Origin of the sequence: Methylobacterium sp. 1030 (assembly GCF_040544715.1) — a bacterium.
Lineage (GTDB): Bacteria > Pseudomonadota > Alphaproteobacteria > Rhizobiales > Beijerinckiaceae > Methylobacterium.
Genome location: NZ_JBEPKM010000021.1, coordinates 1 through 25,083, shown reverse-complemented (window position 1 = coordinate 25,083; position 25,083 = coordinate 1). Strand labels below are relative to the sequence as shown.

The window sequence follows — 25,083 nt, the reverse complement described above, 5'->3', positions numbered from 1 at the left end:
ACGGGATGGGAGCGTCCATCGAAGCGCATCCGCTTTGGCCCGAAGCACCGCTGCGAACGTTGGGGATGATCCCTGTCCTGCCTCGAACCCCGTCGTGCACGCCGCGACTTGTGCCCGGCTTGCTGGTCGAAGGACTTCATCCCTATCCTGATCGCCGAGGCAGCCACTCGGAAGAGAGGCGCCTGATCGGTTCCAAGCGCGATGCCGGTGCGAAGCCAGGAGGCCGGCGTGCCGTTCGTGCTCATCCACGATCTTCAGGCCCCGGAGGCCAAGCAGGGGGACGCCGTTCAGCGGCGGACCATGGCGCCGTCCGCGCGGCTGATCCCACGCACCGCCGTAATCGGTCCTGCAAACGCCGCATGCTCAGGCATGGCCGAAAGCAAGGTGGCGCCAGCCGCTTTGGCGGCCGGCCATCGCCTAGGAAGTCGAACGACGCTCGATCTCGCGGGCGTCATGATCACGGCAGGCGCCGCGACTTGGCGGATTAGGCTCAAGCTCCTCCACGCACGCCTGACAGCCGGGTGTCGGTCGAAGCGTTCGTCGATCTCATGGCGCCCGATCGCGCATCCGGCATGACAGGTAGCGAAGGCGTGTGAGTGCGCTCCTGGCCGGCCGCGCCTTCGCGCGCGGTCCGGACGATCGCGCGAAGCTTCGCGCCGCGCGATTGGGACTTCGGCCTGTCCTGGACGCCCGCGCGATGTTCGAGCGGGGACGCTGCGGTGGTGGTCCGGGCATCACCGCCGGGTCCCGAGGCGCCGCGTCTTCGCAAGGACGGCCGCTAGCCGCGCTTTCACGGCGTCTGAATGTCCCTCCAGACGATCGCGATGATGCGCCCCAGGATCTCGTCTTCGGGGTCGACGGAGCCATGGCCCGGCGAGGGCGACACCTGGGAGCCACGGCGGACGACGAGTGGCCCGCGCGCGGCCCGGTTCCGAACGCTTCGATCGATCAGGACGTGATCGCCCGCGCGCGGAGCCATGCCATCGGGACCGTCGTCCGTGATGACCGCGACCGCGAGATCGCCGTCCGGGACGCCTGATGACGCCGCCCGGCCGCGGGGTACCGGCCAGGACGTCGCCGCGGTTCCGAAAGTCGCCGCCCACAGCACGGCCTCGGCAGGCCCAGACTGGCCCCTCGTCGATCCGGAAGCCGCTTGGTTGGCTGCGGGAGGCGACGAGCGTAATTCATCCAGGGCGCCTGGGTCGGCACGCCGGCTTGCGTCCGGGGACGGCATCTGGCGGTTCCACGTGAGCATTCGGCACATGGACCAGGCCGCATCCGGCCATTCGCCTGTCGTGGGCAAGCCGGAGGGCACCGCCTCGCCGAGTAGCCATGCCGGGGTTACACCGTAGGCTCGGCCGTACAGCTCCGCCGCTCCTGCCGTGAACCGGTTTTGGCCGCTCTCATGCGCCACATAGGTTGTCGGCTTCCAACCGAAATGCCTCACCGCGTCGACCTTCGTGGCAAAACCCGCCATCTGGCGAGCCATGACCAGCCTCTCGCAAGGAGACGACCACTTCCCCTCACCGGCAAGGTCAGCTAGCTCGCGCGGGATGTCGGCGATCGGAGCCGACGCAATGATGCGCAGCCTTTCCGACTTCCGCCTCGCGCGCTGGTCGCCTCCCGGAGGTTCCGAAGGCAGTCTCCCATCGTTAAGCCAAGGCAGGGGCACGTCGAACGCCCTGGCATACACATTCGCATCTGCCCTGGAAATGACGCGCGTGGCGTGCTCGTGCGCCACGTAGGTCCCGACACGCCACCCGAACGTTTCCGCCGCCCGCTTCGCTGATTTAAACCCGGCGCCGACGCGGGCGCGTCTGAGGCGCTCACCCAACGAGGTATCGCCGTACCGCCTTGTTCGGCCTTGGGGCATGCGTCGCCCAGCCCTTTCCTTCGGACGCTCGCTCCCCTCTTAATGGATTTCTCGCCCTGACCGTAGCCTAACTCGGTCCGGCGCTCCTCATCAAACGTCGCCATCGCCTGCCAGCCACCTTCGTGCATCGCGCGATCCGCACCGAAGCGGTTCTGCTCTCTCCGTCCGAGCCCGGTCGTTTCCTATGATGAGGTCGATCAGGCCGCCTGGCTGTTGGGTGAACCGAAGCCGTCTTCGCCTGCGATGTGGCGCACCCGACTTGCCGGGTCGGGATCTACTCCATCTCACCGGCGTGTTCTCACGCGATCCGCAGCCATAGGGTGCGCGAGACGGGGCTTGGTCATGCGATTTCGGGAAGCCCCCGGGAAAGCAATTGCGCACCCGGGATCGAAGCCGAAGGTTCATCACATGCCGATGGAAACTCCCGCGATCGAGTGGGCGTTCGGCGTGGTGGATGCCTCGGATGGCGTCGAGTGATCGAATGGCCTCCTCGTGACGGGCGATGTGCCGGGCGATGTGCCGGGCGCAGCAGAGGTCACCGACACGATGCGAACTTCGCTCGGGGCTACGAGCGTGATGCGGCTGGCTGCGTGGTCACCGTTCGGGCGGCCCTCCCAGAACGGGCATAAGGTTTCTATTGCAATGCATTCAGCACAGGCGCCCATTTGCTCTCTTGATTATGATAGAGAGAGCAAATGGGCGCCTGTGCTGAATCCTGATATATATAATCGCGCTTCGCGACTGATGGTGATAGCCTCGATCCCAGCTTCGTTTAGCATGACCTGAGGCAGCCTTTCCAGGCCATGATGCCGGCGGCCGGGATTGCCTTCCCGCGATTTGCGGCTCAACCGAGGCCTCGCGACTTGAACCCCGTGCCGTCCGGCTCGGATTCGTCGCCCTTTGGAGTCAGGGCCGGAGTCCTCAAAATCGTGAAGGTGATCTTCGTGGCGGGAAGGGCGCGGAAGCTGTCGGGGAGCTTCCTGGCCTTGGTCATCAGGGCAGCCGCCGCCGGTCAATCGCCTCTCACGATCCCGGGGGTGTAGGCCTGCGCCTCACTGTGATCGCCGGCTTCCGGCGCCAGCCTAGTGACATATTTCGCCGCCGGGAACGCGCCGATCGTGCGGCCGACAGCGCGCTCCACGTGCGCCAGCACGAAGGCCGCGAATATGCGGGTTTTCCGCTCCGCGCCGATGCGGATTCACGCGATCCCAGCGCGAGACGCTCGCCGCGGATGCGAGCGGCGAGATTTCCGACACGAGCACGGAAGCCCGTGGCCGTGACCTCGCAAGGGTGCCGACAGCCACGTCGCGACACCTTGCGCCTCCGGGAATGGCGAATTTGCCTGCCTCTCAGATCGATTGGCGCGATCCGGGTCGGTCGGGCTGCCCCACCGCGGCAAGCTTCGGACCTTGTACCTGGGCATGGGCCGCCAACATTGCGGTCTTGTCCCGGTGACGCAGACCATTATGACAGCTTGCTGTCAGCGTTGGGGCTTTGGTGACCGGTACCCGGTACGGTCACATGCTACGCAGCCGTCCGCACGGGAGGAGCAGCGGGTCTTCCGCTGGCGGCTGCAGCGCCAGCCCGCCGCTCAGCCGGCACCCATGGCTATCAGGAACAGCAACTCGGCGAGGTCGCGGCGCCCTTCGGTGGGTCGCCCGGCCTTGTCGGCGGGAACCCAAGTGCCGGAGACGGGAACGCCACCCTCGGGCCGTGCCTTGCCGCTGCCAACCCACGCCGAAGGGGCGATCAAACGCCCAGGCGAACGAGGAAACGGTCCTCCGGCTTGCCTGTCGGCAGGTAGAGCAGCTCCCAGGCGACATACGGACAGCCGGCGGGGCCATCTTGCGCATGAACGAGCTGCTTGCCCGAATGAAGGCTAGGTCGGCGACCGGCACCGCCAAGCGTACGGGTACCTCGTGTCCGCCGTCGAAATGACCCGTGGCCAAGCGTTCCGAGACCGCGTCCGGAAGCTGGTCACGCTTCCGGGCCATCGTGACTGGCAGTCGAGGCAGTGAGTCCGCAGATCGCCAAAAGTCGACCGCGTACCAAGACCGCCCTATCCGGCACCGCGCCATTATTCGAAGCGCAGACAGCCTGCTGTCTTGATGTCACCAGATGTAGTGAAGGCATGTGGTCGCTCGGCCACCCACCGCATGCCTCTCGACCCTTCATCGTCGCGAAAGCAACAAGCTGTCATGCTGTCCAATGTGAACCGGGCGGGGGTGGCATGGCGACCGAGGCGACGCGAACCACGGGCGGGTCTCGAGACCGCGCAAGGGAGAAGCGGGTCCCGAAAGCCGCTCGGCCGCCCTCCAGCCCGCCGGCCTCGAAGAACATCAAGGTGATGGTGTACGTGCCGCGGGCGATGCGCCGCGCCATGGCGGAGGTGGCGCTGGAACTCGGGTGCACGAAGAGCGCGGTCTATGTCGACGCAGCGGCCGCTTACCTCCGGCTGCGAGGTGACGCGCGCCGGCGTGACGGAAGTGGATTGCCCGAAGCATCCCGATCGACCGCCCCGGCTGACCTAGAACTTCCTGGGCTGCTTTCCGCTACAGCCGCCCAGGCAGAGACGCTCGACGCCATGCTGGAGCGCCTGGCGACCGCCGACGCCGAACGCGGCGAACTGATACGGAGGATGATAAAGCTCGAGGAAGCGGTCTCGGCGATCGCGCGCCGCATCGATGCCACTTCTCCCCGACACGACGAGACGAAGCCAGTCTCCTCGGAACGCCGGGTTCCGGCAAGGACCCGCGGTACGCGTGCCGCGAAACCGGACAAGGCGGCCGCGATGCCTGAGCCGAGGCACCTTCCGAACGGCGCCGTGGACCAAGAGGATCAGCTCAACGCACCGCCGGAGGAAAGCCTGCGGAAGCGCCCACGCTCCCCGGGTGAGGCCAGCCTACGGGTGCAGGCGGAGCAGGCCATGCTGGCTGCCCTACGCGCGGCGGGCCTCGATGGACTGACGGGCGGGGAGGTCAACGATGTCTTGGCGGCGGCCGGCTTGCCGGGTTGGGCGGCGGCGGAAGGCAAGGTGGGATTGAAGCGATCTGGCAGGGCGGTCCGGAACGAGAATGGCCGCTGGACCATGGTGCCTCACAGCTCGGCCGCCAGCTCGCGGCCTTCGAGCCGGAAAACGCAGGTGTAACCGGATCAGGCGCATCCGGTCCAGCAGGGGGGCCGGCAGGCCGGCATGGGCGTTCGCCGTGCGGACGACCGTCACCCACGACAGGTCCAGCTCGGCCTGGAGGTTGGGATCGGGGAAGCGAAACAAGCGGAGCTTCATCGAGGTCGGCGAAGGCGCGTCCGACTGAAGATCGGTGAGCATGCGCGGTCTCTGTAGACGTGGCGGACGCTCACGTGTCGTTGGTTGCGGCTACCTTCGCCTTCGGCGGCCTCGGCGTCGCCAGGAACGCTTGCCGCGCCTCGACCGTGTAGCTGTTCGGTCGTCCCGAATCGCGCGGGCCGATGATCCCGGACACCGTGACGCTGCGCAGATGCCGGGTGTGCGAGACGTTGCGCAGCAGCGGATTCTTGGCGAAGGCCATGCCGATCAGCGTCCGCTCCAGCCAATCGATGGCGTCGCCGGAAGAAGCGCGCGCCTTGCTGAATGCTCCGCTGTCAGTGAGTAGCGGGAACAGGAACATGTACGGCGTCCCTCGCCGCTCCGTCGTGTACTCGTTGTAGATGCCGAGCTTGTGCGGCTGGAATACCTCGCCGCGGAAGCCAGCCTGGGCGCGTGTTTGACCCACGTACCAGGGACGATAGACACGATTGTACATTACGAGGGCGTAGCAGCCGATTGCTCGTTCAGCTCGCCGGACTTGTACTTCCAGCGCATCGCTTCCCAATCGACCGCTGACCAGAACTCCGGCTGGCTGGCCTTTACTTGTCTGTCGACCGTCGCGACCTGAAACGGGCCGTAGGTGTCGAAGCGCATGATCCCTCCTCGGGCTGACGAAGCGACCTGATCACGCTCATCCGATCCGGCCAAGCGCCAAGGTCAGCAGCCGTGATGCGTCGATGGCTCAAGCCGCGCATTCGATCCGAACGCTGTCGAGCTCCCGAGCTCCGCACGACGAGCCGCACTCCAAGCATCCGAGGCGCCGATGATCGCTCCCGCCGACCGATGGGGGCCGTTCGCGGACGGGATCGAGCCCGGCGACCGACCGAGCTGATGTCGTTCTCGCAGCGCCTGCTGAAAGCCGCGAGCAAGCGGCGCCACAATCTGCGGTGGGAGAAGGTCAATCGCAGCCGCATCGTCCTGGCGCAGCTCTGCCTCGACCGGGCGCTCGACGTGATGCCGGCTCCTGTTGAGGACGACGCCTCGGATGCGGACCCCGAGGCCAAGCGCGAGCTCGTCGTCGAGTCCTACGAAAGGCGGTGGTGATCGCGGCGTGGCGCCGCTCAGGCCGTCGCGCCGACGTCGATGACGAGCCCGGGCTCGAAGGACGGGTTCTCGCCCCCGTAACCCTTCGGGTTGCAGACGATCCGGGTCGGCCCCACGCGATGGTCCCGGCTCGCGTGGACGTGCCCGTGCACCCATAGCTCGGCCGCAAGCGACGCGACGAGCCCGTCGAGGCGCGAGGCGAAGGCCGGGTTGAGCGGCTTGCCGGTGAAGGCCGGGTCGAGCGAGGAGGCCGTCGGGGCGTGGTTGGTGACGACGACCCGCGCCCGGGCGTCCGTCCAGGCTCGTCGGCCGTCGAGCGCCTCGAGCCGGGCGCGACTCGTGCGATGGATCGCGGCCGCGTCCTCGGGGCGGAAGGGCAGGGGCCTCGGACGGCGCGTCCGGTCGATCAGCCGATGGTCGCTCATCATGCGCCGGGCATCGTCCATCGCCGCCTCGACCTCGTCCTCGCCGTCGATCGCGTAATCGGTCCACAGTGTGCAACCGGCAAAAACGACGTCGCCGATCCAAGTGACCTCGTCCTACAGGAAATCGACGCCGAGCCGGGCGGCGGCGGCCCGTCCGCGCGCCAGTTCGTCGGGCAGGCAGCCGCGATAGAACTCGTGGTTGCCGCAGACGAACACCACCCTCATGTGCGGGCGGATCGTTCGAGCGAGCCACGCGAGCGATGCCTCGACGCCCTCGCAGACATCCCCCGCGACCACGGCGATGTCGGCGGCGGGGATCTCCGGCGGATCCCACGGCGGGCCGACGTCGCGATGGAGGTCCGAAAGAATCCAAAGGCGCATGCGCACGTCTCCTGCCGCCGGCGGCGCGCCGACGCCGGTCAAGGCGGGAACGGGTGGGATTTCGGACGGGGGCGGCGTGGACGGGTTAATGCAGGCCGTCCGTGGGCGCCCCTTCGGGCGCCCGCAGCACGTACCAACGGGACAGCGTTCGCGCCCACGTCGCACGGTCGGTGAGGAATACCTCGCTCGTGCGCGCCCTGTGGCCCTCCGCGATGCAGGGGTGCCCGCTCACCCGCCCCTTGAGGATCGGCGAGGCGACGGCGTCGTACGACCAGCCATCGAGCACCGGGGCGCCGACGAGATCCGCCTGGGTCGGTCCGAACCCCGCCTCGACGGCCTCGATGTCGTCGGCGAGATCGCGCAGCCGGTCCGGGAGGGACCGGACGTCGGCGGCGACCGCGATCCGTTCCTGCTCGTCGAGGGCCGCGGCCTCAAGCGGCACGAAGCGCGCCGGCACCGGCGAGGCCATGGCCTCGCGGAGCGCCGCGAGGAGCAGGAGCCCGGAGCGCAGCGTCCGGCCCCGGGGGGCGGATCCTCCGAGCGCCGCTGCCTCGCCCCGCCCCATGGGCGGAAGGGCGAACGGGAGCACGCGTGCGTTCGGGGCGAGCTCGGCCATGGCGGAGGCGAAGCGGGCTGCCGCCGGCGCGCCGCCCGCGCGGCGGCAGCCGAGATACCACGGTGCCGGATCAGCGCCGCGGTCGCGGACCATGCCCGCGGCGCGACGCTCGTCCGCCTCGTGCGGGCCGACGACTGCGACCGACACGTCGAGGAAGGCCCGGACCCCTGTCCGTCCGAGCAAGCCCGGCGCGAGGTCCAAGACCACGGATCGGCCCTCGCCGCGACTGGCCTCGATGGCCGAGCGCAAGGCCGGCCCGATGCCGCGCCCTGTCGGGCGGACGGCCATCACGTCCAGCGTCTCGTCCCCGGCCGGCGCTGCGGCTGGGTCGTCGAGGAGCAGGGTTGCCCGCCCTTCGACCATCGCGATCGTGCGCGCTGCCAGGAGCGCAGCATGAGACGCGTCCGTGCGCCCGGTGGCGCCGGCGAAACCGATGACCATGTCTGGAACTCCCGACGCGCGACGCATCGGCGGCCGAACCGCGATGCATGTCCGAAAATGTTGGGAGGCAGAATTATAGAGATACCTCGTCAAAAAGTCGAGATAATGCCGGGCTTATCCAAGAATAATCCGATTCTGGTCCATATTTTTCCGCCCACATCGACCAACGCAAACCGTGGTTAATAGCGCGATGGGACCATCGCTCGGCGGCGAGCGGCCGCCCTGTCCGGTACGAACGTATCCTGTCGGGCACGACGATCCGATCCCGATGCAATCGACGTCGACGGCCGCGTCCATCGACGTCGACCGACGGGATGGCCGGGATGGCTCGTGCGGCGCCTGCACGGAAGACGCCGCGAACGCCTGCCTGCACGGGCCGTTCCTGAAAGGACCGAGGCGTCGGTCCGGGAACCGGGCGCGATGGAGCTCCGTGATCTCGCCCCGGTGCGCTCGAGGCGGAGAGGACTGAGGCCGGTGTCGAAGCGCCAGGCACCTCTCTTGCAGCCCGTCGCCCGGATCTTCCCAGGCGCAGCCCTGCAGGAGATGGTTTGCGATGGTGACCTCAGTCCGCATGAGGACGGTGAGCGACTGGACGGTTGAAGGATACCGTGGCCTGCGCATCCCAAGCTGCACGTCATGCCGGACCATGACGTGGCGGACCTGGGATCAGCTGCAGGCTCAAGGGGCGGAAGAGGTTCTGGTCGTGGCTCGAAGCTTTCATTGCGGGAAGTGCGATCAGGTTCCGGCCGGGCTCCCGGTCGTGGTGAGTACCGGTCGGTGACGGCGCGGTCTCGGTGAGACGCGACGGTCAAACGCCGTGAGCCTCCTCTCCCAGATGCGACAGGCCGCAGCAGCCGGCGCCGACGGTATAGTCCCGACGCATGCAACTCGATTCATTCTACTCCGTAGCGCCCGCAAATACATTGCCCGCTACGATCGTAGACATTATCGGTGTCGCGACCTTCAATAGCCATTCCGAAACGTGCCGAGTGAAGAGCGCCAATCGGGCGTGGATGCCAAAAAATACAAAGTTGACGAGAGCATGTATTTGCGTAAGCTATGTTCCGGGCAGGCTCGATCAGTGCTCAGGAAATCTTCCGGCCTGAGCCGCGGGCCAAATCACGATCGAGGATATGCATGGCCGCGTTGATCAAACAGGTTGCGCTGGTTTCAACATCCCCAGCTGTCCCGCCGAGGATTGTCATGCAGGTCTTGGCCGCGCTTCAGAAACAAGCGACGCGTGATCTCGCGGGTATATGGGATGTCTCAGCGACGGTGGATCCCTTCGAAAGGCTTGAAGACGTTCCAGTAGGGAGTTGGCCGATCATCATCAGCGATCACTTGGATGGCAATTCTGCCGGGTTTCACCGAACCCAGAACGGACAGCCGATGGCTATGGTCTATGCGACGCCCGACATCAACACGTTGTCGCTGATCTGCAGCCACGAGATGGTCGAGATGCTCGTGGATCCGTTCGGGAGTCGCTTCATCCCCGGTGACTCGCCGGACCCGAACCAGGGGCGGGTGAACTTCCTGATCGAAGCCTGCGATCCCTGCCAGGCGTCGAACTGCGGCTATACCGTAAATAATCTGATGGTATCGGATTTTTACACACCTAATTATTTTGATCCCATCAAAACCCCCGGCGTTCGCTACTCATTTACAGGCGCTATTAATGAGCCTCGCCAGGTCCTGAAGGGATGTTATCTTAGTTGGCAAGACCCGGCCTCGCTGAAGTGCTTCCAGCAGCTTTGGCTGGGTAGTGACGCGCCCGAGATCCGTGATCTCGGCCCGCAAACCGATGGATTGCTGTCGCCGCGCGAATTCATTGACCGGGCGAGCAACGCACATTCGTACGAGTATTTCGCGCAAGGTCGGCGCGTCGCCCTTATGGCCTCGACAATCACTGCCGCGAGCCTCGACGAAACCAATGTGGCTCAAGCCAATAATTGGCATGATTTTATAGTGTCGAAGCTAGCATTGTCTAATGCATACAACAATAATAGAATGGCGACATCTATTCGCCCCGTGCCGAGGGCGCCAACAACCGTGTGATGACCAGGATGTCAGCACGGCGCAAGTGGCGACACGAGCGGCTCGGGGGGGGGGCGATTGCCAGCCAGATCCGTGACCGGGAAACCGGAAAGCTCACCTTCCGGAACGATTGGAGTGCCACTCCGGTGCGGGCATGGGCTCAGAGTTGACATCGTCGGAGGGTTCGACTGACTGAATGCGACGAAGGGCATCGACCTCCAGAACACCCGCGAACCGCGCGGCTTCCAGGATATTTCGCCCGTGCAAACCGCGCTCTCGGCGAACTTGGCGAACCGCTCAGGCGAACCGGGATTGGTGGAGACGTTCCGGATCATCCTTCCGAACCCATCGGCCACAGGATAGCCAGACGCAAAGAAGACTCCGTGTCCGATGAAACCGATCCCGCGCGCCCGATGCCTGCACGAGACGGTGCGCAGCATCACCACGTTCAAGGCGAAGGTCGCAGCAGCTTGGCTGAAGGACGGAGTTGAACTGGATCAGGAACCTTAGAAGGAGAAGGCCCTTGGCGAGGGATGGGCTCTCCCGTGGACCGGCGGGGAGTTTCCAAGTTGGAGCGGGAACGCAACTGCTGCGTGTGGCTTCCAGACCACACTCCACAGTTCCGTCGTCTACATATCGTTAAGGTTCTTGTGACCGGGCCTGATGGCCTATTAGTTTCGCTCGACCGAATTCAGTCGGGCGCCTATCCATGTCTCGTCTCGGGCCATTTTCGGTGGCTTTGTTGAGTATAATGAGCGGTGGCTGTGCCATACAGCCACTACCTCAGGATGTTACGCCGCTTAATACCTATTGGATTGTCGCGCAGGTTCGCTGTGAAGTCCGGAATGCGCTTAAGCACTCTGTCGAATACGCGCTCAGTCGCCGAGACGAGGATGCGCATCTCATTGGCGAGCTGGAGAACCGTACGACGAGATGGGCGGACCTGATCAAAACCGTAAGAAATCCGATTCTGAAGGAAGTCCTGCTGCGATACGCTGCAGCAAGTATCGGATACGATTTCAGCCTCGACATGACCGAGGATCAGAATTTTACCGGTGGCGCCACCTTGACGCGTCCGATCACGCGGGGGACGCAGGTCATCGGGTTCAATGTCGGAAGCGACCACAAGCGCCAGAATACACGCACGTTCACGATCGAGGATACGTTCGAGGGGCTGCTTCTTGGCCTTGATGACGAATTGCGTCCGGGTGAAAAAGGATACGATAAGCAATACTGCACAATGTACTACACTGACCAACCGAACTATAACTACCCCATCACCGGACAGACGCGCATCGCAGACACCGTCTCGACGTTTCTTAGCCTTAATCAATCCGGAGACCTCAGCAAATCATCCAAGGCGGGAGCTCCCAAAACCCCATCCCTGACTGACGATATGCAGTTCACGACCAGCTACAATGGAAGTATATCACCGGGATCGACGTTCACGCCGCTCGGACGTGTGCTCGCATTGACCGGAGCGACCGCGAAATTCGACAACACGCGGACTGACATACATCGCGTCACCCTCGCTCTAGCGATGCCGGAGAAGGTCGACAAGCCGCTGAAGAAGCTGCAGGAGCAGTCCAGGAACGAGGTTCACGCCGCCCTCACCATCGCGTCGGCCAATAGATCTCAGCTTGATCTTCAAAAGATTTCGAATAGCTTGTCCTCGCCGACAGGAGCTTCGATACTGAACTTGCTTTTGCCATAGGGAGATGTACAGATGGTCAACGACAAGAACGTTCGTAGCCTGCCCGCGATACTTCTGCTTGCGAAAAAGATCATCGATGCCGGGGTCGCGGCCGATTTCATCCAAGGCTGCCAGGGCCGCGATGAGCTTTTCGTCGTCGGTACCGATGCGTCGCGGACTTATATCGCGGACTTCCTTAAGCAGCACAACCTCGATCCGCAGGGAGATCAGCTCCACAACTTCACCTACGGCGGATACTCTCAATGCTAGCGCGCAGATTCTTTACGATCGGCGGCATTCGCGGCAGCCGGATCGGGAGAACTTGGTCGACGTAGGTTTGATCGAGACAGAGCTGGAGGTCGACGTGGGGGGCCATCCAACTTCCTGTTTCGTCGCCAGCGTGATCGGCCATGCTGAGGCTTAGCGCCGGCTCCTCGCGCTCTCCTCGCGCGAGCGCTCGGGTTCTCGATTGCGTCGAACGCGGCCTCGATATGGCGCGGATAGAAGCCCTCAGGCGCATGGTGCCACAGGTCGCAACTCGACCTCATCAAGCCGCCACTCTGAATCCCGGCGGTGACGAACACACCGTTCTCGCACCGTCAGCTGCGGAACGCATTCGGCCGTTCCGATCCACGCCCGCATCGGGAGCCGGCCTCTGCAGCCCTGAATCCGTTCGGCCATTCGGACCCGCATCCCGCCGTACGCGCACGCCTACCGACGCTTGTCCGGATGATCGGCATAGCTTGCGTCCAAGATCGGTCAGCCGCCCTCGCGCCCCCGGTGATCACGCCGAACTCCCGCGCGCCTTTCACAGGGACGCGCTCGAGCCCCGGAGCCGACAGAACGCGCAGGAGCACGCCCCAAGGATCGAGTCTCGCTCGAATGAGTAGGCATGCGGCCTAGGCCGTCCTGTTTTGCAGCCCTGGGGATGCAAATGGCCAGCCGGTTGCCGCCATCACGTCCCAGGGTCGTCCCGCCCCCGGACGATCGCAACATCCATCACGTCGCCCGGTAGCCTCTCGGGCGGCGCCGAGCGGGCGGCGATCGCCCGCCCGCGCGCGAGGCCCGCCGTGGTCAGCTCGGCCCCGGCGACGGCCCCGTCGGCGGTCCTCACGATGGAGGCCAAGCCCTGGGCCTCAAGGGCCTCGAGCGCACGCACGATGCGCTTCCTCACCGCCCGTCCGCCGTCGTTCGTCGCCGCGATCCCGGTCGCGGCGCGGGCCACCGTCTTTCCGAGGAGCTCGAGCCCGAATTTCAGATCCCCGTGCATGCTCATCTCCGTGCCGACCCGGGCGGCAGCCCCGTGCCGGGCTTCCATCCCGGGTGGTCTCACGAAACGGTTGCAAATCGGTGGGGCAGTGCGCCCGGCTCGCGTTCGAGGCGTGACCGCCGCCGGAAACGTCGAGCACGGCGAGAGCGAGGGCGCGAGCCCGACAGGCCTGGGATGAACGGTCTTCCGGCAACCGCCGCCTGGCCGGATCGTGCCGCGACCGTCCCTCGACTCTCACCCATGCGCCGTGCCGCCCCCGGGTAGGTCAAAATCCCCCGGATAACGCTCGTGGAAATCGATCATCGCGGCGAGCCGGCCGGCCATCTGCCCCATGTAATCCTCGCGATCCGACGAAGCGCCTTCGAAGGACTCTACGTAGTTCATCAGCGCGCCTTCGTCGATCAGTCCCTTTTCGTGAAGGAAACGCGTGACGATCCCGACAACGTACACGGTTGCCTCACGCGTCTGTTCCTCGCTGCCGTCGACGGTGGCCTCCAGGATGGCAAGCTTGTCTTCAAGCATTTTGAGGCGTGCTTCGACGTTCATGACGTGCTGTTCCTTCCATCTCCGTACGTTCGAGATTAGCGATTCGTTGTTCGCCGGGAAGCCGGTCCCGGGTCAGCCCTAGGTTCGTCGCGACAGCCCGCCTGCGCCGCCGCGACGTCATGCCGAAGGCGCCCGAGGCCCGCCACCCGACTCCGGTCGGCTGCGGAGCGGGCATTCCGCGGGATTCGGTCCTTCATGACACGATCTTGATTAGGACCTCGCGGGATCCTCCGCGTCGACTGCGTCCGCAGCCGCGGTCGAACCTGGAGGCGGATGGAATGAAACGGGATCCGAAGGAGGTTTAATCTCAACGGTAACCAGTTGAGACCGGAAGCGGTTTTGTCTCCGCGTTCCGATCAGGCCTTCTCATCGTTGATCATTTTACGGTGAAGGTCCAGGCCTTTATTGACCGACGATTTGCATGCTGGACGTCTCTGGTTCACCCCAAGCCATGCCTCGGTCCGGTCTGACCGCTGCGCCGACGGGCTAGCGGTTGCCGCCGGGCCGGCGTGCGAGCGGCGCGCGCCGAACACCCGACCCGGACCCCGCTTGGGCAAAACACGACGACATCGCCCGATCGTGGATTGGCGCGGTTCGGCCGCCGCCCAACGGCGTCGGCCAGGTACGCCGTCGTCGCGAGGCCGGGGCTGCGGACGTTGAAGCCGGCGATGTGCCGGGGGACGGCTTGGCAACCACGGATTGTCCCATGAGCCCGGCGCGGCCGCCGGCCACCCACGACCGCACACCGGCAGGGCCGTCGAGCCGCGATGCGGGGATGTGCGCGGCCCCGTCCATCCCCGCGTCCGGCCCTGGCCGACAACGATGGGACGCCCGGGACGGACCGCCGCCGGATGCCGCCAGCGAGAGTGCGCCGGGGAAGTCGCCTCAAGGCCTCGCGCGTCCCTCCGCGGCCTCGGGCACAGATCCCTCCCGTGGGCCGGGCCCGTCGACGAATCGCCGCACCTGCGCATCGTCGAGGAAGCCCGACAGGAACAGGGCCTCGGCGAGCCGTCCGAGCGCATCGTACTCGTCGCGCATCAGGCTCCGCGCACGGTCGTAGGCCGCCTGCAGGCGTTCCTGTATCGGCCCGGCAAGCCAGGGCATGCGCGCCACGTCGGCGATGGCGTCGGTCCCCACGCTCACCAGGGGATGCTTGCGGGAGAAACCCCAGCGGGCCTCCATCAGGCCGGCGACCCGCGTGGCGGTCGCCAGATCCGAGACGGCACCCGCGGACACCTCGCCGAGCGCCTCCTCCTCGGCGGCACGGCCGGCGAGGAGGACCGTCAGGAAGCGCTCGATCGAACTCTCGGTCTGGTCGAGCAGGTCAGGATCGTCGAACGCCTCCGTGATCCCGCCACCCGCCTGAAGCGACAGTTCCACCCGCCCGGCGTTGCGCAGCCTGAGCACCGCCAGCCCGTGCCCTGCCTCGTGGATGGCAGCCCGCAGCCGAACTTGCGTCGGCATGCGGGCGCGCTCGCCGGCGAGGGCCGCCAGCAGGTCTGCCATGGCCATCCTCCGCCCGGACCGGCGGGCGGTCCCCGCCGCCCGCCTCACCGCCGCGGCGACATCCGCGCCGGTCATCCCGGCGGCCTCGGCCGCCGCCGGCGTCAGGTCTGCCTGGGCCAGGGTCCTTCCCAGACACGTGCGCAGGATGCCCCGCAGCGCGTCCATGCCCGGGCGGCCGATCCGGACGTGGCGGTCGAGCCGCCCCGAACGGCGGATGGCCGGGTCGACGGCCTCCGGGTTGTTCGTGGCGGCGACCACGACGATGCCCTCGCGCCCTGCCGCCCCGTCCAGGATCTCGAGGAGGGCGTTGACGACCTGCGTGCCGAAGCCGCGATGGTCGTGAGATGAATTATTCCTGTCTCCGAATGAGTCGATCTCGTCGATCAACACCACGTAGGGGCCGCGCCGCGCCCTGTCGAAGAACGCGCGCATCGCGCCGAGCGTATGGCCGAGGTGGCCGTCACGGGCGGCCTGCCATTGGCCGAGCGAGCCCGCCAGAAAGGGCAGATCGGCGCTGCGGGCGAGCGCGGCCGCGAACTGCGTTTTGCCGCAGCCGGGAGGCCCAGAGAGCAGGATCGAACTCTCGCACTCCGAGAACCCGATCTCCCCCGCCCGCCACCGGCGCAGGTCGTCGACCAGCGCCAGGCCCCAATCCTTGGCCTTGTCGTAGCCGCTGAGGTCCTCCAGGCGCGGTCCGGGCCGGGCGGGGACTTTCGCCCGGAGCAGGCGCCGCAGGGCCGCCATCGACCCGTCCGGTCCGCGCCGGGCGGCGACGGCCAGCCGCAGGTCGGAAAGGTCGCACAACCTGGTCAGGTTTCCGTCGAGGCGAGCCCGCAGCCCCGGACCGGCCACGCAGGCTACCACCCGCGAGATGGCGACCGAATCGAGCGTGCCCACCTCGAGGCGCGCGTCGCAGACACGCAGCAGGTCCGCCGGCAACGACCGGTCCGGATCCGGCGAGAAGCCGACGACGGGCCGCCCCACGTGCACGGCCTCGCCCACGGCGTCGTTGCCCGCATCCGGGCGATGGTCCTTGCCGGTGCCGTCGCGCAGGAACACCACCGGCCCGGATCCGGGGACCACCCACCGCGACGAGCGGCCCGCATCGCCATCCTGCCCTGCATCGGCCGACCCGAAGACACAGATCCCGAACGCGTTTGACACCGGCGCCACCCAGGACGCCGAGGGCACCCGGACCACGTACGCGCCGGTTCGGGACGAGGGTTCGGTGAGGTCGACGCCAGCCGCCGTCGCGGCGCGGCCGAGCAGGAAGGCCGCCCCCAGGAGGTCGGGACGGGGTGGGGGAGGTGGCACCGCGTCGTCCGTGTCGTCGGGGTCCGCCCGTTCGCGGCCCGCCCTCCGAGCCGCGTAGTCCAGGACGCGACGCATGAGGATCCGGGCCTGGCCGTCATCCGTAGGGGCAACGTTCTTCATCTCGGGCTCCTTCATCGGTCTGGGGGCCGGGGCGGTTCATCGGCCGCTGGACGACAGCCGGCGTTGGGCATGGGCGACGACGGCGCGGGAGGCTTCGCAGCCCCGGAGGGCGTGGAGCAGGACCGCGCTCATCGCGACGTCCGCCCCGGCACCAGCGGCCCCATGCCGGCGGAGGTGGCGCAGGGCGACGCCGGCGGCTTCGGCGGCATCCCAGCTTCGCGCGGCGCGCCAGCGCGGCTCGCCGAGAAGTTCGACGTGCGTCAGGCACTCGGCGAGCCGGTCGGCCTCCCGCCGGTCGACCGCGCCGAGTCCCGCGCTCCGCCATAGGTGCAGCGGTTCGCGGCGCCGGCTCCGTCGGCGCCGCGGCCCTTTTCGTCGGAAATCACGTGGATCGGCGCGCATCGGACCTCGCTGTGACCACCGGAAAGCGTGGTGGGCCCCGGACCCTGAACCTGCCGCCAGCGAACGGCCGCCTGCCGGGGCGGCACAACGGGACGCCCGCCTGGGCGGGATCGCGGACGGGCGGCGACGGAACGGGATCGATCGCCTAGCCGGAAACCTCGCCCGGGGTCGGCTGGCGCGTCATCGGCGAGGTTCCGTGAACGACCGCCGGCGGACCGGCCGCGGCCCGCCTCGCGCCGATCGTAACGGCCCCGTCCGCGGAGAGTCGCCAGGCATCGAGGAAGCGCCCGAGGTGCGGCCGCGTCCCGCGCCGGAGGTCGAGGAAATCCGTCAGGCCGAGAATCGCCCGGTCGTGTGCGTCGACGTCCGTCCGCCCGGTCAGGTGAGCCCAGCGCAGGTACAGGGCGAAGAGATTGATGCAGTCCGTCTCGCAGTACGCCCGGACCCTGTCGATCTCCCCGGCGGAGACCAACCCCGCGACGTGCGACCCATGCTCGCCCAGCTTCCCCGGCAAGCCGAGCGTGACGGCGGCCTCTTCCAAGGTCATGCGCGAGGACGCGCCGTGCCCCGACATGGCGTCCATCAGATCCGTGTGCCAATCGGCGGCGAAGCGGTGCCCGTAGCCTTCCCACTTGGTTCCCCGGCGGAACCAGGCGGCCGCGTCGATGCCGTGCATCATCGACCGCGCGAGGATCGTCGGCATGTCGAAGGCGCGGCCGTTCCACGTCACGACCCGGTACCGGCCCGCGTCGAAGAACCTCCAGAATGCCGCCAGCAGGCGCGCCTCGTCCCAGCCCGGCTCGCCACCGCTCCGGCAGTCGCTCACCGCGTAGGACTCGCGGCCGTCGAGGCCGGGCAGGATGTCGGCGGTGACGAAGGAGATCGCGACGATCCTGTGCCAGGCGTTTTTCGGGAAACGGTCCTCGGGCCAGTCGGCCGGCATCAGGCGCGCGTCGGGCACGGTCTCGATGTCGAGGGCCAGGACGGAGCCGGGGACCGCGTCGCCCGCGGTCCCGCGGCTCGGCCCGGCCGGGGCGGCCCCCCGCGACGCGCGGCGGGCCGATGCGTCACGCGTCGTTGGAGCGGTGACGGGCGGGAAGGCGAGGCAGGTCTGCATGGGCGACTCCTTCGGGGCGTGGCAGTCGTTCCGCCCGCGCCCTGGCGGCGCGGGACGCTGTCGACGGGCCGCTCAGTCGGCCTCCGTCCAGGGATCGTCATCGTCCCAGCGGCACAGCCCGCGCCTCACGCGCGCGGCCAAGCCATCAATGTGGCCGGCGATGTCGCTGCACTCGTCGAACGCGGGGTCGATCCCGTCGTCGGTTTCTTCGTAGCCACGCATGTCCTCGGCGTCCGGCGCGGCGACGGCGGGCCGGACGACCGGCACCGGCCGCGCCCGCGGCCCAGGGCGTCCGACCACCGTGCGGCGGCGCCCCCGGTCCACGGGCCGCCCCGATCCCCTGCCCGTAGGCACGCCACGCGCGATGCCGGTGGCGCGCGGCGCACTCGATCCGTTGGCAACCATCCCATCCTCCTCGTCAGTTTCGGGGTCCTTCCGGTCGCCGGCCGCTCAGGCGCAGCCCGCTCGGGGCGGCCGTGCCCAGCGCGCCTCGCGGGCATCGGCCGAGACCGGCGGGCGCGGGGTGAGGCGCCGCCGGTCCCGGGACCGCGCGGCCTGCCTGCCCGGGCTTTCCGGGCGCCCCGGGCCGTCGTCAGCCGCCAGGCGCCCGTAGGCCTCGGCGAGGCCAACCAGACGATCGGCCAGCCGGCGCTCCGCCGGCAGCTGCCTGGAGGCCATCATGGCGGCGATGGCGGCGGCATCGATCGCCGCGGCCGTCGGATCCGATGCGATCGCGAGGGCCAGCGCGGCGAGCAACGTCGCCGTGCCGAGGACGGCGTCATCCCCCCGCCAGGCGCGCATGTCGTCCAGCGAGCGCGGCGACATGCGGGGGAGCGCCATCGGCAGCGAGCGCGCCGCGAAAGGCAGGCGCGGCCCGCACGCAGGAGAGAGCCTCGCCTTCGTCGCGAGGACCGACTGATCCGTCCCGGCGAGGAACCAGACCGGCACTGGGTCGTAGGCCCTCCCGCGCGCCCCGCAGGGATCGGTCGCGACGTACTGCGCCGCACGGAGGGCACGCGTGGCGGAGACGGGCTCGCGTCCCACGGCGATGGCTGCCTCGAACTGGTGACGGACCACCCTGTCCCTCGCGTAGGCGAGCGGCAGCGCCGCCACGACGTCGGCTCCGCGCCGCTCGGCGTCGAGAAGCAGTCGCTCGAGATCGAACGCGTTGGCGCGGTCCTCGAGGGTGACCACTGACACGCCCTCGGGAGGCGTCGCGTGCCCGGCCACCGGCACCGGCTCCTGCAGAGCGAGGATCGTGCTCCCGTCCAGCTGGGAGAGGCCGAGGCAGGTCAGCCGCGCGCAGTGCGTTCCGGCCTCATCGTCGGAAAAGTAAGCGATCCTGGCCATCCTTGTTCTTCCTTTCGTTCTGTTGTTCCGCAATAATCGAACTATAGCCGATGCCAACCCTCCGGTCATCACGTGGCGGCCCGTAGGCATGCCGGGAAGGTTACCGAAACCCTAACAAGAATAGCAGGGATCGTATCGTTGACGTTGAGTGACCGAATATTATGACGCCTGGCGGAATCCCAACTCAAAGAGATTGATTAGTCGTGGATTTGGACCGCACAGAGCTATTGAGCGACAGCCGGGGATTTTTATAATGACACATGGCGAGATCGATTGATATCCGCATTCGCCGAGGCCGCACCACTGCGAGACATCGAGATGGCGTGACCGTAAGGCTGGGGATCGGCTCTCTCGATCGGTCGGAATCGAAGGTTTGCGACCGGTCGTTCCAGCGGCTGGCCATCGAAGCTCCGTGACGGCCACGTCCTGCCGAACGCGACGGCCGCCCTTTTTATCCACAGGTGCGCGCCTTCCGAGGATCCGAGGTCCGGGCTCGCGTGGCGTGATGGCAGGGCGGGCGACGCCGTTGTTCCGGCGCGCCCGCGACAGGACCGCCCTGCCGGTTCAGGCCTCGACCACGAGGGCCGGATCAAATCCGGCATAGCCGCGCTCGCCCACCCGAGGGTTCGCCACGACGCGCGTCCGGCCGATCCGGCGATCAACGGCGCGTGGCACGTTGCCGTGGACCCAGAGCCTTGGGGCGCCCCAAGCCTCCATTGCGCCCTCGGCCTCCGAGGCCCGTGACGCAGCCACCCACCCGTCTTCGTACCATCCCTCCCAATCGTCGGGCAGCGAACGTGGGCTGGGCGCGTGGCAGGTTAGGACCACCGCGACGTCGTCCTTGCGTGCACAGTCTATGCACGCGTTCACGCCGGCCGCGAAACCTGTCGACTGGATCATCGCGCTGGTCAGGGCGTCCTCGATGAAGGCGCGCGAACGCGCGTGCATCGCGAGGGAGTCGAGCGGCGTCAGAGCCCGTCCTCGCCTTAGCTGGATCGACTTCCCATCCTCGCCTGCGGTGCGTGCCATGACCCGCGCGCTGGGGAGTTCCGGCGACGCGCCCAGGCGCCAGTCCGTCCAGAAGGTGGCGCCGATGACGACGGTGCCGTTACCCTCCGGGGGCCCGAAACGAGCGGCAGCGTCGGAGAGGAGGTGGAAGCCAAGCCTATCGGCGAGTTCCCGCCCACGGGTCAGCGCTTGGACCAGCGGCGTCGCCGAGCGGTACTCGACGTTCCCGGGCACGACGAACACGGGGCGGCCGGCCTGCCGCCCGCCGAGCGCGGCCGCCAGCCGCCTGAGCGACTCGCATAGGCCAGCCCCGATGTTCCCGGCGACCAGGATGGCATCGCAATCCGGCGCCTCGGGCAGGACGTATCCGGGATTCTCGTCAAGGCGAAGGTCAGAGAATATCCAGAAGGCACGGCGTCCCGGGCGGATCCCCGTTCCGGGGTGAGCGGTCATCGCCCCCGTTCCGGCGTCGGACAGCGCCCTCCTGACGAGCCGGTGGTGCACCAAGGACGGCGCGATCGGCCTCCGGATGCGAACAGGGGCGTTCATGATGCCTCCCATGCTTTTGGCGAATCGCGATGCGGCAGCCGGTCGACGATGGGGCGTCCGGTGAACCGCCGACGCCGAGCGCGAAGTGATCGCCGGATGCGGCTGCCGGGTAGCGGGGCATTTCCGGGCTATTCGACGAGCCGACGTGACGGGCCCGAGCAGGTGAAGCGCTTCCTCGATCGCCCGGCCGCAGGCGGGACGCCGAACCCGCCTGCGAAGAAGCGGGCGCTTGTACTATATTTTTGGAATGATGAAACTATACGGCATCATGGGTCGGAGGTCTAGTTTTGGCCGGGCGGAAAGGTGTTGATTACGGGGGCGAAGGCAACAATGGCCATCGGAGCCATAGCACCGTCGGATCGGGGCTTGGGGCGTTTCGTAGTTCGCCGTGTCAGGTGGCAAAGAGTCGATGCATCCTCGTCATGGGCCGGCGTTCTGGCATCGTCGCCCGAGCTTTCATCAGGCATCGAGGGCAGCCTTTCGCCGCCCCTGGGGTTCGCGACGTGAAGTTGACGCGCCGTGGATTTGGATCCGGCACCCCGCGAGTTCGGTTCGACGTTCGGCAGCGGTCGGCGCGGTTCGGTCGATCGGATGATTGGGGTTCTGGGTCCGCCGCGGCCGAATGGTTCGGGCCGGCCGGGTTTCCTGGCGGCATCGGACTCGGGATCGGTATGGTAGGCCGCTACAGCCTGGACGAATGCAGAGGCGCGATCACCCGATCCACGGGAGATTTGGGAGCCGCCTTGTCCCACGCCTTTCTCGCGAAGGGCGCGCGGCTCCCCTGGGCGCTTCCGAAACAGGCTCCCACGCGACTTCACTTCGGATGCATCGCCATGGCGTGGTTGGCTTCCGCAGGCGCAAGGAACGTACGGAGCTCAAGGCCTACTCGCCAGCGTTCGTCCCTCGCGGCTTGAGCATCCACCGGCAGTTCGTGTTTAGCCGAGACGAATCGGTGGGCATGAGCTCGAATCGCTGGGCTCGACAAAAGCACGCCGGGCGCTTATAATTTGTAGATCCTCGAATAATGGAATTATTGGCGGCCTTCCGTTCGCCTCGGCTCTCGCGGGTGCATAGAACCAGTTCTTTGCGGATGAAGTGCTTCTGTGGGTCTGCGGCCGCCCGATCCGCCCCAACGCTCAAAGACGGGAGATGGCATGCCGCGTCCGGCCGATCCTCGAAAGGCGTACCTGGAGTTCCACGGCGCCAGCTGGCGCGTCGTGGTGTTCGTGCCGGCCGCGGTCCGCAGGGCTGTCGGCGCCACCAAGCTCGTTCACAACCTGGACACGGATAGCCTGCGGCAGGCGAACGCGCGCAAGAAGCCGCACGTGGAGCGGTTCAAGCGCCGGATCGCCGCCGCGCTCGCGAGCGTAGGCCAGCCGTCGGAGGACGATCTCAATCTCGCCGTCGAGCTGTCCAAGGTCGCGCGCGACTTGAAGCGTGACGGCACCCCCGAGGATCGAGACGAGTTCGACAGGGTCGTGTACGAGCGGCACGCGGAGATCCGGTGGAAGGATGCGCGCTGGATCCCGGCGGAAGATCCCGAGGAAGGACCGACGCATGTCGAGCGGGCCCTTCCGGAGCAGACGGCGAAGGCGATGCTCTTCTCCGCCGTAGCCCATGGCCGCGTCACGCCCTTCGACCTCAAGCACGAGGAGTACTTGAAGGGCCTCGACGTCAAGGAACGCACGCTGGCGGACGACGCGCGTGCCCTGAGGATGCTGAAGGCTTGGTGCGAGCGCGAGGAGATTCCCCCCATTCTGGAAGCGATCGACGTCAGCGTCGCGCACGCATTCGTCGACCATCTCGTGGCGAACTCTGGCCTCGACCACGTGACGTGCAAGAAGTACGTCGGGCGGCTTGCGGCCTACTGGCAGTGGATGGCGCCGCGTCTTCCCGCGGCGGCGGGGAAGAACGCATTCGCCGGCATCGTCATCCGCCGACCGAAGAGGAAGTCCGGTAAAAAGGAGCGCGCGTTCACCGACCAAGAGGTCGTAGACCTGCTGCGCGGGCCAGCCTCGCCGCACATGCAGGATCTGATGCTGATCGGCGCCCTCACGGGCGCGCGCCTTGATGCGATCGTGGACCTCAAGGTGCAGGATACGGACAGGAACTGCTTCAAGTTCAAGGCGCAGAAGAGCGAGCCGGGCGACCGCTACGTGCCAATCCATCCTGACCTTGTGCTGGTCGTCGCCCGGCGGCGGATGGACAAAGCTCCCGAGGACGACCTGTTCCCGGAATGGCCCCCGGTGCGGAAGACCGGCTCGATGCGGGAACGCAGCTTCAAGACCTCGAACCACTTCACCCTCTATCGCCGGAACGTGGGCGTCGACGAACAGGTGCCGGGCAAGCGCCGTTCCCTGGTGAATTTCCACTCGTTCCGGCGGTGGTTCATCACCCGCATGGAGCGCGCGGGCGTCCCCGGCCCCATGATCGCGGCGATCGTCGGCCACGCGCGCGGCTCCATCACCCTGGACGTCTACAGCGAAGGACCGGCCATGCGCGCTGCCCGGAAAGCCATCGCGCGGGTCAAGCTGCCGCCCCTCGATGGCAGCCCGGTCGAGGAAGAGATGGGTCTGCGGGCGCCGGCGGATCAGTAGGCTTTCGGCGTTGCGGGCACTGCTGACTGGACGAGGCCGCTCGAACCCAGCCCGGTTTCCGCTGCCGATGGAGTGTACCTATGCGGTATGCTCATCGACGGAGGTGAGGGCAGCCCGGGTCAGGAAGTCGATGAGACCCGCCAACGGGTCGGCCGGGGCGCGGCACAGCAGCACTGTGGAGCGTCTCTCCTGGGTGACCAGTCCCGCATGCACGAGCTGGCGCAGATGATTTGACAGAGTCGACTTGGCATCGATTCCAAGCCGCTCCTGGAGCGCACCCACCGATAGGCCGGCATCCCCTGCACGCCTGAGCTCGATCAGGGCTCGCAGGCGGACCGGGTTGCCAATCGCCTCGAGAAGGCTTGCAGCGGTCGACTCGTCCATTCGACACGGGTTCTCCGGGCGAGCGTGCCGTGTCAAGGCGGCCTGGCTCAGGTGGGGCTCTGCCTCGATCGCATTCGGGCGGGCAGGGTCGGCCGTAAGCGGCGATCGAGCCCGGCCCCGGGATAGGCTTCCGCAACCTCCGAACGTCAGCTCCAGTCGCATCTGCCGAACGATCGATGCATGACCTCTTTCCGGAAGCCGGAAAGGCACTCCAAACGGCGGGCATGGATCAAAAGCGGGAAGCCCGCGTCTGTCGGTGTGACGATGGTCCGCATCTGGGCGAATGCCGTGGCAAGCGGACGCCCCATCGCATCAGATCACTCGCGGTCGGCCTTGGTGCGGTTGGCAGCAGATCTCTTCAGAACCGCACCTGCATCCGGGCCGTGCCGGCATGTGAAAGGAAGTGGTCCCCGATCTAGCCCTGATACTCGCCGGCCACCTCGATGCCGCCGCCGAGACTGATCTGGAAACCCAACCGACCTCGCCGAGGCGATCGGGGATTGCCGATTCCGTCGCGAACAGGCCGAGGGTGCCGTAGGTGCGGACCCATCGCCCCACGTCGAGGTCTATCCGGCCGCCGATCTCCATCATCGGGCTGAATGCCACCAGCGTTTTGGCGACTGGCCGCATGTCGAGGTTGAAGCCCGGTGCCCCGGTCTCGGAATAGGCGGGGCTGAAACTGTAGAGAAGATCGAGATCCGCGTAGGGCTTGAGATACCAATCGCCGAACAAGATTTGATAACTCGCCCTCAGCCGACCGCCCGCGCTGAGGATCCCGGACTTGCTGCGCGCCGTGGCAGTAGCGCCACCGAAGTCGATCAGTCGTTTGTTGTCGGCCCAGGAATAACCAAGGTTGGCTGAAGCCGCGAGTAGCCAGGGGCCGATCTGGTGCTTGAGCGCAGCAGAGACATCAGCTGCGTCGCTCGTCGTCCCGGTGAGCCCGCCGGCTATCAAGCGACATCCGGAACTGGCTCTTCCGCAGGTTCGGTGCTGACGGTGGGAGGCGCTCGGTCTGGTTTGTCGGGCGGTTTCCGGCCCGCCTCACGCGGCGTGAAGGACGCGCTGCC

24 protein-coding genes are annotated in these 25,083 nt (G+C 67.1%); 8 read left to right on the top strand and 16 right to left on the bottom strand.

Annotation, left to right across the window (positions count from 1 at the left end; genetic code table 11):
• The first annotated feature begins 228 nt into the window (after window positions 1-228).
• Window positions 229-576: a hypothetical protein gene (locus tag ABIC30_RS25800; protein ID WP_354456283.1), complete on the top strand. Its 348-nt coding sequence runs from the start codon at window positions 229-231 to the stop codon at window positions 574-576.
• Between the two features lie 214 nt (window positions 577-790).
• Here the strand turns inward: ABIC30_RS25800 and ABIC30_RS25795 are convergent, their stop codons facing one another.
• Entirely contained in the window at window positions 791-1,489 is a 699-nt protein-coding gene (locus tag ABIC30_RS25795) for a hypothetical protein (RefSeq protein WP_354456281.1), read from the bottom strand.
• A 1,228-nt stretch (window positions 1,490-2,717) separates the two neighbouring features.
• Window positions 2,718-2,867, bottom strand: coding sequence for a hypothetical protein (locus tag ABIC30_RS25790; RefSeq protein WP_354456280.1), 150 nt, complete (start codon window positions 2,865-2,867; stop codon window positions 2,718-2,720).
• 1,236 nt (window positions 2,868-4,103) lie between these two features.
• Here ABIC30_RS25790 and ABIC30_RS25785 point away from each other — a divergent pair.
• Entirely contained in the window at window positions 4,104-5,021 is a 918-nt protein-coding gene (locus ABIC30_RS25785) for a hypothetical protein (protein ID WP_354456279.1), read from the top strand.
• A 208-nt stretch (window positions 5,022-5,229) separates the two neighbouring features.
• On the opposite strand, the gene ABIC30_RS25780 is transcribed toward ABIC30_RS25785, so the two are convergent.
• A complete protein-coding gene (locus ABIC30_RS25780; protein WP_354456277.1) occupies window positions 5,230-5,655 on the bottom strand; it encodes a hypothetical protein in 426 nt (141 codons plus the stop codon).
• Window positions 5,655-5,813 (bottom strand): hypothetical protein, encoded by a 159-nt coding sequence (locus ABIC30_RS25775; protein ID WP_354456276.1) that lies wholly within the window; start codon window positions 5,811-5,813, stop codon window positions 5,655-5,657. The genes ABIC30_RS25780 and ABIC30_RS25775 overlap by 1 nt, the downstream gene beginning before the upstream one ends.
• Before the next feature lie 237 nt (window positions 5,814-6,050).
• Between ABIC30_RS25775 and ABIC30_RS25770 the strand changes: the two genes are divergently transcribed.
• Window positions 6,051-6,263 carry a hypothetical protein gene (locus tag ABIC30_RS25770; RefSeq protein ID WP_354456275.1) on the top strand — a complete coding sequence of 71 codons (213 nt, stop codon included), beginning with the start codon at window positions 6,051-6,053 and terminating at the stop codon, window positions 6,261-6,263.
• 17 nt (window positions 6,264-6,280) lie between these two features.
• Here ABIC30_RS25770 and ABIC30_RS25765 read toward each other — a convergent pair whose 3' ends face one another.
• From ABIC30_RS25765 to ABIC30_RS25755, 3 genes are all read right to left on the bottom strand, one after another.
• Window positions 6,281-6,691, bottom strand: a complete 411-nt coding sequence (locus ABIC30_RS25765) for a metallophosphoesterase family protein (protein WP_354456273.1) — start codon at window positions 6,689-6,691, stop codon at window positions 6,281-6,283.
• 111 nt (window positions 6,692-6,802) lie between these two features.
• Complete coding sequence (locus tag ABIC30_RS25760; protein WP_354456272.1) at window positions 6,803-7,111, bottom strand: metallophosphoesterase; 309 nt, start codon at window positions 7,109-7,111, stop codon at window positions 6,803-6,805.
• 43 nt (window positions 7,112-7,154) lie between these two features.
• Window positions 7,155-8,126 (bottom strand): DUF6634 family protein, encoded by a 972-nt coding sequence (locus ABIC30_RS25755; RefSeq protein ID WP_354456270.1) that lies wholly within the window; start codon window positions 8,124-8,126, stop codon window positions 7,155-7,157.
• 1,137 nt (window positions 8,127-9,263) lie between these two features.
• Here ABIC30_RS25755 and ABIC30_RS25750 point away from each other — a divergent pair.
• The 3 genes from ABIC30_RS25750 to ABIC30_RS25740 all read left to right on the top strand — a co-directional run bounded on the left by ABIC30_RS25750 (window position 9,264) and on the right by ABIC30_RS25740 (window position 12,123).
• Complete coding sequence (locus tag ABIC30_RS25750) at window positions 9,264-10,181, top strand: hypothetical protein (RefSeq protein ID WP_354456268.1); 918 nt, start codon at window positions 9,264-9,266, stop codon at window positions 10,179-10,181.
• Window positions 10,182-10,911: 730 nt separating this feature from the next.
• The gene (locus ABIC30_RS25745; RefSeq protein ID WP_354456266.1) at window positions 10,912-11,874 is read left to right on the top strand and encodes a Y4kA family protein; all 963 of its coding nucleotides are present in this window, start codon (window positions 10,912-10,914) and stop codon (window positions 11,872-11,874) included.
• A gap of 12 nt (window positions 11,875-11,886) precedes the next feature.
• Window positions 11,887-12,123 (top strand): hypothetical protein, encoded by a 237-nt coding sequence (locus ABIC30_RS25740; protein WP_354456265.1) that lies wholly within the window; start codon window positions 11,887-11,889, stop codon window positions 12,121-12,123.
• A gap of 685 nt (window positions 12,124-12,808) precedes the next feature.
• Here ABIC30_RS25740 and ABIC30_RS25735 read toward each other — a convergent pair.
• The 3 genes from ABIC30_RS25735 to ABIC30_RS25725 all read right to left on the bottom strand — a co-directional run bounded on the left by ABIC30_RS25735 (window position 12,809) and on the right by ABIC30_RS25725 (window position 16,609).
• On the bottom strand, window positions 12,809-13,123 hold the full coding sequence (locus ABIC30_RS25735; RefSeq protein ID WP_354456263.1) for a hypothetical protein: 315 nt from the start codon (window positions 13,121-13,123) through the stop codon (window positions 12,809-12,811).
• A 234-nt stretch (window positions 13,124-13,357) separates the two neighbouring features.
• Window positions 13,358-13,669 carry a hypothetical protein gene (locus tag ABIC30_RS25730; RefSeq protein ID WP_354456262.1) on the bottom strand — a complete coding sequence of 104 codons (312 nt, stop codon included), beginning with the start codon at window positions 13,667-13,669 and terminating at the stop codon, window positions 13,358-13,360.
• A gap of 885 nt (window positions 13,670-14,554) precedes the next feature.
• Window positions 14,555-16,609 carry an AAA family ATPase gene (locus tag ABIC30_RS25725; RefSeq protein WP_354456261.1) on the bottom strand — a complete coding sequence of 685 codons (2,055 nt, stop codon included), beginning with the start codon at window positions 16,607-16,609 and terminating at the stop codon, window positions 14,555-14,557.
• 69 nt (window positions 16,610-16,678) lie between these two features.
• On the opposite strand from ABIC30_RS25725, the gene ABIC30_RS25720 reads away from it, so the two are divergent.
• Window positions 16,679-16,936 (top strand): hypothetical protein, encoded by a 258-nt coding sequence (locus tag ABIC30_RS25720; RefSeq protein WP_354456259.1) that lies wholly within the window; start codon window positions 16,679-16,681, stop codon window positions 16,934-16,936.
• A 220-nt stretch (window positions 16,937-17,156) separates the two neighbouring features.
• On the opposite strand, the gene ABIC30_RS25715 is transcribed toward ABIC30_RS25720, so the two are convergent.
• The 4 genes from ABIC30_RS25715 to ABIC30_RS25700 all read right to left on the bottom strand — a co-directional run bounded on the left by ABIC30_RS25715 (window position 17,157) and on the right by ABIC30_RS25700 (window position 21,035).
• Entirely contained in the window at window positions 17,157-18,128 is a 972-nt protein-coding gene (locus ABIC30_RS25715) for a 3'-5' exonuclease (RefSeq protein ID WP_354456258.1), read from the bottom strand.
• Window positions 18,129-18,200: 72 nt separating this feature from the next.
• Window positions 18,201-18,533: a hypothetical protein gene (locus tag ABIC30_RS25710; RefSeq protein ID WP_354456256.1), complete on the bottom strand. Its 333-nt coding sequence runs from the start codon at window positions 18,531-18,533 to the stop codon at window positions 18,201-18,203.
• 45 nt (window positions 18,534-18,578) lie between these two features.
• Complete coding sequence (locus tag ABIC30_RS25705; RefSeq protein WP_354456254.1) at window positions 18,579-19,478, bottom strand: hypothetical protein; 900 nt, start codon at window positions 19,476-19,478, stop codon at window positions 18,579-18,581.
• Window positions 19,479-20,042: 564 nt separating this feature from the next.
• Window positions 20,043-21,035, bottom strand: coding sequence for a metallophosphoesterase family protein (locus ABIC30_RS25700; protein ID WP_354456252.1), 993 nt, complete (start codon window positions 21,033-21,035; stop codon window positions 20,043-20,045).
• Between the two features lie 1,154 nt (window positions 21,036-22,189).
• On the opposite strand from ABIC30_RS25700, the gene ABIC30_RS25695 reads away from it, so the two are divergent.
• Window positions 22,190-23,632 carry a tyrosine-type recombinase/integrase gene (locus tag ABIC30_RS25695; RefSeq protein WP_354456251.1) on the top strand — a complete coding sequence of 481 codons (1,443 nt, stop codon included), beginning with the start codon at window positions 22,190-22,192 and terminating at the stop codon, window positions 23,630-23,632.
• Between the two features lie 78 nt (window positions 23,633-23,710).
• Here ABIC30_RS25695 and ABIC30_RS25690 read toward each other — a convergent pair whose 3' ends face one another.
• Window positions 23,711-24,016 (bottom strand): ArsR/SmtB family transcription factor, encoded by a 306-nt coding sequence (locus tag ABIC30_RS25690; RefSeq protein ID WP_354456249.1) that lies wholly within the window; start codon window positions 24,014-24,016, stop codon window positions 23,711-23,713.
• Between the two features lie 312 nt (window positions 24,017-24,328).
• The gene (locus ABIC30_RS25685) at window positions 24,329-24,970 is read right to left on the bottom strand and encodes an autotransporter outer membrane beta-barrel domain-containing protein (RefSeq protein ID WP_354456247.1); all 642 of its coding nucleotides are present in this window, start codon (window positions 24,968-24,970) and stop codon (window positions 24,329-24,331) included.
• Window positions 24,971-25,083 lie beyond the last annotated feature (113 nt).

Bases quoted from the DNA above. Each gene is read 5' to 3' on its own strand.
- ABIC30_RS25725 (WP_354456261.1), bottom strand. From the start codon at position 16,609: ATGAAGAACGTTGCCCCTACGGATGACGGCCAGGCCCGGATCCTCATG.
- ABIC30_RS25780 (WP_354456277.1), bottom strand. From the start codon at position 5,655: ATGTACAATCGTGTCTATCGTCCCTGGTACGTGGGTCAAACACGCGCC.
- ABIC30_RS25740 (WP_354456265.1), top strand. From the start codon at position 11,887: ATGGTCAACGACAAGAACGTTCGTAGCCTGCCCGCGATACTTCTGCTT.
- ABIC30_RS25795 (WP_354456281.1), bottom strand. From the start codon at position 1,489: ATGGCTCGCCAGATGGCGGGTTTTGCCACGAAGGTCGACGCGGTGAGG.
- ABIC30_RS25695 (WP_354456251.1), top strand. From the start codon at position 22,190: ATGCCGCGTCCGGCCGATCCTCGAAAGGCGTACCTGGAGTTCCACGGC.
- ABIC30_RS25765 (WP_354456273.1), bottom strand. From the start codon at position 6,691: ATGATGAGCGACCATCGGCTGATCGACCGGACGCGCCGTCCGAGGCCC.
- ABIC30_RS25735 (WP_354456263.1), bottom strand. From the start codon at position 13,123: ATGCACGGGGATCTGAAATTCGGGCTCGAGCTCCTCGGAAAGACGGTG.
- ABIC30_RS25745 (WP_354456266.1), top strand. From the start codon at position 10,912: ATGAGCGGTGGCTGTGCCATACAGCCACTACCTCAGGATGTTACGCCG.
- ABIC30_RS25690 (WP_354456249.1), bottom strand. From the start codon at position 24,016: ATGGACGAGTCGACCGCTGCAAGCCTTCTCGAGGCGATTGGCAACCCG.
- ABIC30_RS25710 (WP_354456256.1), bottom strand. From the start codon at position 18,533: ATGGTTGCCAACGGATCGAGTGCGCCGCGCGCCACCGGCATCGCGCGT.
- ABIC30_RS25750 (WP_354456268.1), top strand. From the start codon at position 9,264: ATGGCCGCGTTGATCAAACAGGTTGCGCTGGTTTCAACATCCCCAGCT.
- ABIC30_RS25775 (WP_354456276.1), bottom strand. From the start codon at position 5,813: ATGCGCTTCGACACCTACGGCCCGTTTCAGGTCGCGACGGTCGACAGA.
- ABIC30_RS25720 (WP_354456259.1), top strand. From the start codon at position 16,679: ATGGGCGACGACGGCGCGGGAGGCTTCGCAGCCCCGGAGGGCGTGGAG.
- ABIC30_RS25730 (WP_354456262.1), bottom strand. From the start codon at position 13,669: ATGAACGTCGAAGCACGCCTCAAAATGCTTGAAGACAAGCTTGCCATC.
- ABIC30_RS25755 (WP_354456270.1), bottom strand. From the start codon at position 8,126: ATGGTCATCGGTTTCGCCGGCGCCACCGGGCGCACGGACGCGTCTCAT.
- ABIC30_RS25785 (WP_354456279.1), top strand. From the start codon at position 4,104: ATGGCGACCGAGGCGACGCGAACCACGGGCGGGTCTCGAGACCGCGCA.
- ABIC30_RS25705 (WP_354456254.1), bottom strand. From the start codon at position 19,478: ATGGCCAGGATCGCTTACTTTTCCGACGATGAGGCCGGAACGCACTGC.
- ABIC30_RS25700 (WP_354456252.1), bottom strand. From the start codon at position 21,035: ATGAACGCCCCTGTTCGCATCCGGAGGCCGATCGCGCCGTCCTTGGTG.
- ABIC30_RS25770 (WP_354456275.1), top strand. From the start codon at position 6,051: ATGTCGTTCTCGCAGCGCCTGCTGAAAGCCGCGAGCAAGCGGCGCCAC.
- ABIC30_RS25790 (WP_354456280.1), bottom strand. From the start codon at position 2,867: ATGACCAAGGCCAGGAAGCTCCCCGACAGCTTCCGCGCCCTTCCCGCC.
- ABIC30_RS25715 (WP_354456258.1), bottom strand. From the start codon at position 18,128: ATGCAGACCTGCCTCGCCTTCCCGCCCGTCACCGCTCCAACGACGCGT.